Consider the following 10,462-nt stretch of genomic DNA (forward strand, 5'->3'; position numbering starts at 1 on the left):
CAATCATTAAAAAAAAAGAGACAACATATATGAAATGTGGAATTGTTGGATTGCCTAATGTTGGTAAATCTACTTTATTTAACTGTTTGTCGAATGCAAAAGCGCAATCGGCGAATTATCCTTTCTGTACAATTGAACCAAATGTAGGAACAGTTTCTGTACCAGATACTCGTCTAAATCAGTTAGAAGCAATTGTAAATCCAGAGCGCGTTGTGCCTGCGGTTGTAGAAATTGTAGATATTGCTGGTTTGGTAAAAGGAGCAAGTAAGGGAGAAGGTTTAGGAAATCAATTTTTAGGAAATATCCGCGAGTGTAATGCAATTATTCACGTTTTACGTTGTTTCGAAAACGAAAATATTACACACGTTGATGGTTCTATTAATCCATTACGCGATAAAGAAACAATCGATATTGAGTTGCAATTAAAAGATTTGGATACAGTTACAAAACGTATCGATAAATCTAAAAAAGCAGCAAAAGCGGGAAATAAAGACGAACAAAAAGTTGTAGAAGTTTTAACAGCTGTAATCGCTCATTTAGAAGAGTTGAAAAATGTTCGTGAAATGGATTTGGACGAAAAAGAGCAAGAAATTGTGGATTCGTTACAATTAATTACTTCTAAACCAGTTTTGTACTTATGTAATGTAGACGAATCTGCTGCAAAAGACGGCAACGAATGGGTAGAAAAAGTAAAAGAAGCTGTAAAAGATGAACACGCAGAAGTGCTAATTTTAGCGGCACAAATTGAAGCTGATATCAATGAATTAGAAACGTTTGATGAGCGTCAAATTTTCTTAGAAGAGTTAGGATTAGAAGAACCAGGAGTTAATCGTTTGATTCGTTCTGCTTACACATTGTTAGATTTAGAAACTTATTTCACAGCAGGTGTAAAAGAAGTTCGTGCTTGGACAATCAAAAAAGGTTTTACTGGACCACAAGCGGCAGGAGTTATTCACACTGATTTTGAGAAAGGATTTATTCGTGCAGAGGTAATCAAATTTGATGATTATATCACTTACGGATCAGAATCTAAATGTCGTGAAGCAGGAAAATTGAACGTAGAAGGAAAAGCATACATCGTACAAGATGGTGATATTATGCATTTCTTGTTTAATGTGTAAACAGTTATTTTAGAATATTTTACTAAAAGCATCAATAAATATTGATGCTTTTTTTATTTAAATAAGCTTTTATAGATTTGTTTTTAAAACTAATGTTTGTTAGTGAAATAATTGTATTTTTAAATCATTAATAATTAATTCAATATGAAAAAAAACTTTTTACTACTTACTACATTTATATTAGGATTTGCTAATGCGCAAAATACTATTATTTTCGAAGAAAATTTTTCTCCAGAAGGAACAAGAAATTTATGGACAAGGTCAGAACTAGATGGTGATGGTTTTATGTGGGAATTTTATAATGATGCAACACCATTTGGCTCTTGTGCTATTTCTATATCTAATATAGTTTTTATGCCTATAAATACTGATAATATTCTAGTTAGTCCTGAAATAACATTGCCTTCTGAAAAGAATTTAAAACTATCTTTTAGCATTTCTAATATGTCGCTAGAATTAGCAAAAGAGAATTATAGTGTTTATATATTACCTTCTACTTCTACGTTTACAGGTAATGAAAACCCTATTTTTACTGAAAAGCTCGATCAAGATTATTCAGAAGTTCCAAAAGATATTAATTTGTCAATAGATGAGTATGTTGGTCAAAAAGTAAAAATAGTTTTCAGGCATTATAAGACTGATTATAAAGAATCTATGATACTAAAATTGGGTAATGTAAAAGTAGAAGCATTAACATTAGGAACATACGAAGCGAATAAAAAACAAGTATCAGTTTATCCAAATCCAACTTCGGATATTATTTACATAAAAGGTTTAGAGAAAGTAGAAAAAATTCGTGTTCTGGATTTTACAGGTAGAATTCTTAAAGAAGTAAAAGGCGACCAAATAAATATAGCTAATTTACCAAAAGGACAATATATTGTTAATTTCTATACTAATAATGAAGTAATCTCAAGAAAAATACTAAAAAAATAATTAAGATATTATTAACATTTAAAAATTAAAACAAAAAAAACCTCAATCATTTGATTGAGGTTTTAAGCAGTGGTGCCTCCAGGAATCGAACCAGGGACACAAGGATTTTCAGTCCTTTGCTCTACCAACTGAGCTAAGGCACCGCCTTAATTGTGATGCAAATATAGAGCGAAAATCTGTTCCACCAAACATTATTTAAAATATTTTTTATACGAAAAAGCTATCTTGTTCATTTACCGAGAAATAAATTTTAAAATATTTTTATCTTTGCAAAAAATAAGCTGTTTTAATATTTTAATACATAATTAACAGCTCATTTTTGCAATCTAATTTTTACAATTCGCAACAAATCATCATATTTGCGTCTTAGAATTCTATTATACATTCATAATGAAGTGGATTATTTGTAGTTTATCACTATTTAGCGTGGTAACAATAAAAGCTCAGTCAATATCAGTTTCACCTTATTCGGCATACGGAGTAGGGGAGCAATTGTTTGATAATAATACTGAACAAGCTGGTATGGGCGGTATCTCAACGGTTCCTACGAATCCTTTTGGACAAAGTGCGAACTTCTCGAATCCGGCGGCAAACCAAAACTTGCGCATGACAACTTTCAATGCAAGTGGAAGTGGAACTAATTATAATTTCAAATCTGGAACAGATAAGGAAAATGCTGGTCGTTTCAATGTTTCTAATATTTCATTGGCTTTTCCAGTTGGTGAAAAAGGAAGTTTCGGAGTTGGTTTTCAACCTTACACAGCGTTGGGATATGATATTATGAATACTTCTGAGAAAAATAATATCAAACAAACGGTACAAATGAAAGGTGATGGAGGGTTAAATAGTCTTCATGCTTTTTATTCAAGAAATCTTTCAAAAGGATTTTCTTTAGGTTTACGCGTTAATTATCTTTTCGGAGAGTTACAACGTAATGAGATTTTAGCTGTAGATGGAGCAAGTTTAGCTGTAGATTATAGCGATAAATCGAACTATCGTGGTGCTCAATTTACTTTAGGATCTATGTATACAAAGAAAATTGGAAAAAATAACAATTTAAACATTGGAGCTACTTATACATTAGGAACTAAGCTAAGAACTGATGTTACAGATCTTACAACTTCTTACACATATATTGGAACAACACAATCTTCTGTAGATACAATTTCTATTATTAGAATTGATAATGGAAAAACTAAGATTCCACAACAATTTACTTTAGGAGCATCTTATTCTAAAGATAATACGTGGTCGTTAGCTGTAGAAGCAAAATATAATAATTGGAAAGATTTCTCTCAACCATTAGAAGGTCAAAACACAACAATGTCTTCTGCAGTAGATTACAAAAATAATGTACGTTTTGCTGTTGGAGGATATTGGATTCCAGATTATAATAGTTACAAAAGTTATTTTAATCGTGTAACGTATCGTGCTGGTATGTATTATCAATCAGCTCAATACTCTATTCACGGAACAGATATTGACGCTTATGGAGCAACTTTAGGTTTTGGATTTCCAATCGGAAAACAAAATGATGGTTCTATGATGAATATTTCGTTAGAGTACGGACAAAAAGGAAAAACAGCAAACAACTTAATTAAAGAAAATTATTTCGGAGTTAAAGTTGGATTTGATATTAACGATATTTGGTTTAGAAAAAGAGTTATTGACTAATTTTGGACAAACAAAAATTGTATAAAAAAGCAAACGAAAAAGTTTTAATTAAATCAACTCTTGTATTTGGTCTGATTAGCGTTTTCGTTTTGCTTTTTTCTTGTAAAAAAGAACTTCCTCCTATCAGTAAAAAGAAGGTAGAATTCCCAACACGCACACTTATCAATGCGAATATTATAAATAGAGATTCAGGTAGGATCTCAATGAATGTTCGTTCGCCATTAATAGAAGAATTTACAACGGTAGATTCTCCTTACACGATTTTTAGAAAAGGTGTAGACCTTGATTTTTATCAAAAAGGAAGCGTAAAACCAGGTTATTTTCAAGCAGATTGGGCGAAGTTGAGTGATGTAACGGGATTGTATGAAGGTAGAGGAAACGTAATTATCGTAAATGAGAAAGGTGATTCGTTGAAAAGCGAACAATTATTTTGGAATAAGAAAAATAAAACAGTTTATACATCGAAAGAAGTTTACTTAATTAGCAAGGAAGGCGATTCGTTAACAGCGAAAAACGGTTTGCAAGCTACAGACGATTTAGAAACCTATACTTTATTCAATAATCAAGGATTTAAGTATGTTGATGATAGTCAAAAATTCTAAAGAGCGTTAAAAAAATTAACAAAAAAGCGCATACTTGTCGCTTCTTCTATTTTATTATTCAATGTATTGTCGTATTTTCGCCACCTATTATAGAAATAACATTAAAATAAAACAATGGCAGTTTTAGGAGAAATTCGTAAAAAAACTTGGCTGATCTTCGTGGTAATCGGAGTTGCAATGTTAGCTTTCGTTGCAGGAGATTTATTCGGAGAGAATTCAAAAATAAAACAATTATTTACTGGAGATCCTTCTGTAGTTGGTACAGTGAACGGAGAACCTATTGGTATTGCAGAATATCAGAGTGCGTACGATCAAACACAAAAGATGTACGAAAATCAAGGTCAAACTGCAACTCCAAATCAAATTGCTCAACAAACTTGGAACAGCTTAGTTAGTCAGAAAGTGTTGAAACAACATGCTGAAAAATTAGGTTTAAAAGTTTCTGATGATGAATTTTGGAGCTATACAGCTCAAAACTTCGGAATGGCGTCTGGTGCAGAAGCACAACAACAGATTGCGCAATTAGAAGCAAATGCGGCATCAAGTCCAGAAGCGCAACAACAATATAGAGGTTGGTTGCAAACTGCTGAACAAATAAAATTACAGATTTTATCTCAAAAATATTTTGGTTATGTAATGGCTGGTACAGCGGTTACAGGTAAAGAAGCGGATATTCAACAAGGATACAATATTTCGAATGCAAACATTCAGTACGCCTTTGTAGATTACGCAACTTTAGCTAAAAAATTAAATGTAAAAGTAACAGACGAAGAAATTTCTGCTTATGAAGCGAAATATCCAAAATTGTTCAAAGCAGAAGGTTTAGTAAAATTAAGCTACACGTATTTCCCTGCTGGAGCTTCTACTGCTGACGATGCTGTTGCTTTAGCAAACATCAACAAATATTTGTCAACTCAAATTGTTCATGACGAAGTGAACAATGTTACAGATACAATTGCGGCGTTTGGTTCTGCAAAAAGTGATTCGGTTTATGTGACTCAAAATTCTGAGAAACCATTTATTCCAAATTATTTTACAAAAGCAGAATTAGAACAAGCTCAATTAGGGCCAGAAGCAACAAACTTCTTGAAAACTGCAACAGTTGGACAAATTGGTGGACCTTTCAAAATTGGAAATACATACCAATTATACAAACTTTCGAAATCGAAAGAAGTAAAAGATTCTGTAAAATCTAGCCATATCTTAGTTTCTTATACAGGAAGCGCTGCTGGAAACGGAGTAAAACGTACAAAAGACGAAGCAAAAAAATTAGCTGAACAAATTTTAGCTGAAGTAAAAGCTAATCCAGCTTCTTTTGGAGAAGTTGCTTCAACAAAATCGGATGATAAATCATCTGCTGTACAAAAAGGAAGCATTGGTTGGGTTGGAAAAAACAATCAATTAGACCAAACTTATAACGGATTTATTTTCTCTAAACCAGTTGGAACAGTTGATTTGGTAGAATCTCAATTCGGATTTCACATTATCAAAGTTGATGATGCAAAAAACAAAACAGCTTATCAAGTTGCAAACATTGTAAAAACGATCGAGCCTTCTAAAGCAACAACAGAAAAAGCATTTACAAATGCTAGAACATATGTTCAGAATGTTGAAGGAAAATCATTGAATGATTTCAAAAATACTGCTAAAAAAGGTGGTTATTTAAATAATACAACAGAAGGTATTGAGCGTTATGCTGCAATTGGTCAAGATATTCCAAACGATCAGGATGGAGATATCTTAAAATGGGCTTTTGACAAGAAAACAGAAAAAGGAGCAACAAACTTGTTTACATCTTCTACAGGAGATTACATCGTTGTTCATTTAGTTGAAAAATTTGACAAAGGTTTAGCACATCCAAGTGTTGTTCGCCAATATGTAGAGCCAGTTTTGATGCACGAAAAAGTTGCTAAATTGGTTGATGAACAAGTTGCAAACGGAGGATTGAATGCTTTTGCATCTAAATTTGGAGCGAAAAAAGGAAATGCTACGGTTAACTTCTCTAATTCTAATTTAACAGGAATTGGTTTAGAGCCTAAAGTTGTAGGAGCTGCGTTTGGAGTAAAACTAAATCAATCTTCTAAAGCGATTGCAGGTAATGCTGGAGTTTTCTACATTATTCCTTCAAACCAACAAATTCAAAAGAATCAAAAAGGTTCAATGATTTTGGATAATTTAAACCGTCAATTACAAGGACGTTTCCAACAAACATTGTTACAATCATTGATTCAAGCTGCTGATGTGGTTGATAACCGCGATAGAGCTTTACGTTAAGATTTAAAAATTTCTTATAATAAATAAAACCGCCAGAAGAATTCTTCTGGCGGTTTTTGTTTTATATTTAAGGATAAATTAGATTTATGATAAACGCAAAATATATTCTATATTTCTTTGGATTAATATCATTAATTTCTTGTGAATCATTTATAAGATTTAATGGTAATGTTTATAATTCCGAAAATGAACCTATTTCAGATGCCAAGATAACCGTATTATTGAGGAAAAATGATACTATAAAAAAGGTAGGATTTGAGTTGGATACAATTTTATCAGAAGAAAGAGAAAAATTAAGAAAAAATGGTATTAAAGACGATTTCTATATTAATGCAATGGGAGAATACTATAAACCAAAAGTATTATTTACAGATAAAAATGGCTTCTTCAAAACTAGGACAATATTAATTCCTTGTGGTTTTAAATGTCCTAAAGTGAATTTGATTGTAGAGAAAGAAAAAAATAAAAAAGTTATTCTACTGGATAATAAACTTAAGCGTGACAGTATGAAAATTATTTTAGATTAATTTTATCAATAAAACCGTCAATTCGAGTGAAATTCGTTTAGAATTTTGTATCGAGAATAAGGATTTATAAGATAAAATTCTTCTTAATTCTCGATACAATTTTTACTCATATAAATAAATTATCATAAAAAACTCCCAAGCTATAAAGTTTGGGAGTTTTTGGTTTATGGAAATAATTATTTATTCTTTTTCAATTTCTGATAAAAAGGATTGAATGGAATCCATTTTATTTTTAGTTGTTATGATTTTGAAGAAAATAATATCACGATCATCATTGTCTTTAGAAATTTCAATTTTATGATAAGATTCGGATTCGGATAATTCAAACCATATATCTTTATCAAAATTAGTTTGAAAAAGATTATATTTTATTAAATCTAAATCCTTTTGAAAATTAAATTCTTGTTTAAGGAGTTTAATAAATTCATTAAAATAAGTTGAATATATCCAAAAATTATTTTCTTCCATATTTTAATAAATTAACTTATTTATCAAACCCATTCGGATATTCGCCTTTTACAAGCTCTATCTTTGCTTCTACAGCTTTTTGTAAATCTTCTTGATATTGGATTAATCTTTCTTGCAAAGTTGGATTAGTCGCACCTAAAATACGCGCTGCCAAAATTCCTGCATTCTTCGCGGCATTCACTGCAACCGTCGCAACTGGAATTCCATTTGGCATTTGCAAAATAGACAAAATCGAATCCCAACCATCAATAGAATTTGACGATTTAATTGGAACACCAACCACAGGAAGCGGCGTAATAGACGCAACCATTCCCGGTAAATGCGCAGCGCCACCAGCCCCAGCTATAATGACATTTATTCCACGTTCGTGCGCTGTTTTTGCATAATCAAACATACGTTGTGGTGTACGATGTGCCGAAACAATTGTTAATTCGAAAGGGATATTTAATTCTGTTAATAGATCAGCAGCTTGTTTCATGATAGGCAAATCGCTATCACTTCCCATTATAATTCCTACCATAGTTGTTACTTTTTTGCTACGACTTTCACCGTTGCATTAACTTGTTTTATGTTTTGTTTTAATTGTTCTAAATCATCATTCACCAATGTCACATGCCCCATTTTTCGACCTGGTTTTGTGATAGTTTTTGCGTACCAATGCAAAAATGTTCCTGGAATCGTCAATAATTCTTCAATATTTTCGATTTCTGCTTGTCCAGTTTGTCCTTCAGCTCCAATCAAATTGACCATTGCAGAAGTTGTAAACAATTTTGTAGAGCCAAGTGGCAATTGCATTAAGGTTCTTAACATTTGATCAAATTGTGATGAATAAGCTGCTTCAATTGTTGAATGTCCAGAATTGTGAACACGAGAAGCGGTTTCGTTTACCCAAATCGATTGATCTTTGTTCAAGAATAATTCAACTGCGAAAACTCCTGGAGATTTCAATGCTTTTACAACATCACTCGCAATTTGTTCAGCTCGATCAGTGATTTCTTTCGGAAGTGTAGAAGGCATCAATAAATAATCTAACAAATTATATTCTTCGTTGATGACAAATTCTACCGTTGGATAAGTGACAATATTTCCTAAATGATCGGCAACCGTAACAACCGCAATTTCACGATCTAAATCGGCTGGCGTTTCGAAAATTGAAGGAGCTTGAAGCATTTTGTCTAAATCAACTTCAGATTTTAGGAACTGAACACCTTTTCCATCATAACCATCTTTTCGAGATTTTTGAAAAATCGGATAATTGATATCTTGTTTCGATTTTAAATCTTTCCAATCATCTAATCCAAAATAAGGCGCAGTCGGAATATTATTTTTGACATAAAATTCTTTCTGAACTCCTTTGTCTTGAATAATCGCTAAAGCTTCAGGATCTGGAACAACGCGTTTTCCAATTGATTTTAGATAACGTAACGCCTCAACATTTACATGCTCAATTTCTATTCCGATAGCATCTAAACCTTTTCCAAATGCAACAACCGTTTCATAATCTTTGAAATCGCCTTGTACAAAATGATGTGCATGTGGTGCGCAAGGTGCATCAGCAGCTGGATCTAAAATACTAATCTCGCAAGGATATTGCAATGCATTTTGCAAAAACATATATCCCAATTGTCCTCCTCCTAAAATTCCGATTTTTATCATATTGCGAAGTTAATGAATAATATAATTTCTATTTTTACGAGAATTAAAAAAGTATTGACGAGATGTTAACAAAATGGAGTAGAATTTTATTTTTTGTATTTGCTGGAATTTATTTAACGAGCAAGAGTTTTTATCAATATTTTGTATTCGATATGTTGGTGCAATATTCTATTTATGCGCTGATTATTGCTTTTTTCTTGTGTTTGATTTACAATTATTCAATTCGAAAAGAAGAAAAGAAAAATATTTTATGGTTGATTCCTTTGGTTGCGATTCCAATTATTACGTACAAAAACTTAGGAAATTTCTATTTTGGAGAAAATGCGAAAGGAGAAAAATCTAATTTTAAAATTACATCAATCAATATTTTTTCTCAGAATGAAGAATTTCAACATCTAAAAGATTATTTGACTAAAGATAAAAGTGATGTAATTGTTTTACAAGAATTAACGCCAGCTTGGCAAAAACATGTAGAGTTTATCCGAAAAGAATATCCATATTATAAAGAAGAAGTAAGAAGTAACAATTTTGGAATTGCGATTTATTCTAAAATTCCATTCTCTAAAGTGTCTACAAAAAATTATATTGATGAGATGCATCCGTCTATTTTAGCGGAAATTATTGTAGACGCTAAACCATTAAGTATTTTGGCAACGCATCCTGTTCCGCCTTTACCAAATCAGGCTCGTTTTGAAAGACGAAATAAACAATACGAATTGATGAAGCAGGAAATTGATGCTTTACCGAATGAAAATATCATTTTAGTTGGAGATTTGAATTCTACGGTTTATTCACCGAATTTCAAATTGGTGCAATCAGATAAAATGAAAGATGCTCGTTCTGGTTTTGGATTGAATAATTCTTGGAATGCTTTCATTCCGATTTTCCGCACAAATATTGACCAATGTTGGGTTTCGAAGAAAATAAAAGTGACCAATTTTTATCGTGGAGATGATATAAAATCGGATCATTTTCCAATTGTTGCAGAACTTAAGATAGAATAAGAACAAAAAATCTGTAGACAAGTGTCTACAGATTTTTTTATGAAAATAAACTTTGAATAAATGTTTGTAAATCAGCTTCTTTTTCTAAACCAATTTTCTGTTTTAAACGATATTTTGCCATACGTACAGTTTTCGTTTCTACTTTCATCACATTTGCGATTTGTACATTATCCATATTTAGATACAAATATGCTGCGTAC

General features: G+C 31.7%; 10 protein-coding genes and 1 tRNA gene. 7 read left to right on the plus strand and 4 right to left on the minus strand.

Annotated elements, in window-relative coordinates; translation table 11 throughout:
* The first annotated feature begins 29 nt into the window (after nt 1–29).
* Both ychF and N5D90_RS15430 read left to right on the plus strand, forming a co-directional pair.
* Nucleotides 30–1,121 (plus strand): redox-regulated ATPase YchF, encoded by a 1,092-nt coding sequence (gene ychF / locus N5D90_RS15425; RefSeq protein ID WP_280063162.1) that lies wholly within the window; start codon nt 30–32, stop codon nt 1,119–1,121.
* 144 nt (nt 1,122–1,265) lie between these two features.
* On the plus strand, nt 1,266–2,057 hold the full coding sequence (locus tag N5D90_RS15430) for a T9SS-dependent choice-of-anchor J family protein (protein ID WP_115002179.1): 792 nt from the start codon (nt 1,266–1,268) through the stop codon (nt 2,055–2,057).
* Between the two features lie 70 nt (nt 2,058–2,127).
* Here N5D90_RS15430 and N5D90_RS15435 read toward each other — a convergent pair.
* A tRNA-Phe gene (locus N5D90_RS15435) sits at nt 2,128–2,200 on the minus strand.
* 247 nt (nt 2,201–2,447) lie between these two features.
* Here N5D90_RS15435 and N5D90_RS15440 point away from each other — a divergent pair.
* From N5D90_RS15440 to N5D90_RS15455, 4 genes are all read left to right on the plus strand, one after another.
* Nucleotides 2,448–3,731: an OmpP1/FadL family transporter gene (locus N5D90_RS15440; RefSeq protein WP_236688184.1), complete on the plus strand. Its 1,284-nt coding sequence runs from the start codon at nt 2,448–2,450 to the stop codon at nt 3,729–3,731.
* A gap of 2 nt (nt 3,732–3,733) precedes the next feature.
* Nucleotides 3,734–4,333, plus strand: a complete 600-nt coding sequence (lptC, locus tag N5D90_RS15445; RefSeq protein ID WP_280063165.1) for an LPS export ABC transporter periplasmic protein LptC — start codon at nt 3,734–3,736, stop codon at nt 4,331–4,333.
* A 114-nt stretch (nt 4,334–4,447) separates the two neighbouring features.
* Nucleotides 4,448–6,607, plus strand: a complete 2,160-nt coding sequence (locus tag N5D90_RS15450) for a SurA N-terminal domain-containing protein (protein ID WP_280063166.1) — start codon at nt 4,448–4,450, stop codon at nt 6,605–6,607.
* Nucleotides 6,608–6,693: 86 nt separating this feature from the next.
* Entirely contained in the window at nt 6,694–7,134 is a 441-nt protein-coding gene (locus tag N5D90_RS15455; RefSeq protein ID WP_280063168.1) for a hypothetical protein, read from the plus strand.
* Nucleotides 7,135–7,314: 180 nt separating this feature from the next.
* Here N5D90_RS15455 and N5D90_RS15460 read toward each other — a convergent pair whose 3' ends face one another.
* The 3 genes from N5D90_RS15460 to N5D90_RS15470 are packed head-to-tail and all read right to left on the minus strand — an operon-like array spanning nt 7,315 to nt 9,258.
* Complete coding sequence (locus N5D90_RS15460; protein WP_038333182.1) at nt 7,315–7,602, minus strand: hypothetical protein; 288 nt, start codon at nt 7,600–7,602, stop codon at nt 7,315–7,317.
* Nucleotides 7,603–7,618: 16 nt separating this feature from the next.
* Nucleotides 7,619–8,122: a 5-(carboxyamino)imidazole ribonucleotide mutase gene (gene purE / locus N5D90_RS15465; RefSeq protein WP_038333183.1), complete on the minus strand. Its 504-nt coding sequence runs from the start codon at nt 8,120–8,122 to the stop codon at nt 7,619–7,621.
* A gap of 5 nt (nt 8,123–8,127) precedes the next feature.
* Nucleotides 8,128–9,258, minus strand: a complete 1,131-nt coding sequence (locus N5D90_RS15470) for a 5-(carboxyamino)imidazole ribonucleotide synthase (RefSeq protein WP_115002166.1) — start codon at nt 9,256–9,258, stop codon at nt 8,128–8,130.
* A 62-nt stretch (nt 9,259–9,320) separates the two neighbouring features.
* On the opposite strand from N5D90_RS15470, the gene N5D90_RS15475 reads away from it, so the two are divergent.
* A complete protein-coding gene (locus N5D90_RS15475) occupies nt 9,321–10,262 on the plus strand; it encodes an endonuclease/exonuclease/phosphatase family protein (protein WP_115002165.1) in 942 nt (313 codons plus the stop codon).
* Nucleotides 10,263–10,462: the final 200 nt, after the last annotated feature.

Source organism: Empedobacter sp. GD03797 (assembly GCF_029842105.1).
Lineage (GTDB): Bacteria > Bacteroidota > Bacteroidia > Flavobacteriales > Weeksellaceae > Empedobacter > Empedobacter falsenii_C.

What these genes read in the sequence shown, in the direction of transcription:
- purE (WP_038333183.1), bottom strand. Translation starts at nt 8,122, where the DNA reads ATGGTAGGAATTATAATGGGAAGTGATAGCGATTTGCCTATCATGAAA.
- N5D90_RS15455 (WP_280063168.1), top strand. Translation starts at nt 6,694, where the DNA reads ATGATAAACGCAAAATATATTCTATATTTCTTTGGATTAATATCATTA.
- N5D90_RS15450 (WP_280063166.1), top strand. Translation starts at nt 4,448, where the DNA reads ATGGCAGTTTTAGGAGAAATTCGTAAAAAAACTTGGCTGATCTTCGTG.
- N5D90_RS15460 (WP_038333182.1), bottom strand. Translation starts at nt 7,602, where the DNA reads ATGGAAGAAAATAATTTTTGGATATATTCAACTTATTTTAATGAATTT.
- N5D90_RS15430 (WP_115002179.1), top strand. Translation starts at nt 1,266, where the DNA reads ATGAAAAAAAACTTTTTACTACTTACTACATTTATATTAGGATTTGCT.
- ychF (WP_280063162.1), top strand. Translation starts at nt 30, where the DNA reads ATGAAATGTGGAATTGTTGGATTGCCTAATGTTGGTAAATCTACTTTA.
- N5D90_RS15440 (WP_236688184.1), top strand. Translation starts at nt 2,448, where the DNA reads ATGAAGTGGATTATTTGTAGTTTATCACTATTTAGCGTGGTAACAATA.
- N5D90_RS15475 (WP_115002165.1), top strand. Translation starts at nt 9,321, where the DNA reads ATGTTAACAAAATGGAGTAGAATTTTATTTTTTGTATTTGCTGGAATT.
- N5D90_RS15470 (WP_115002166.1), bottom strand. Translation starts at nt 9,258, where the DNA reads ATGATAAAAATCGGAATTTTAGGAGGAGGACAATTGGGATATATGTTT.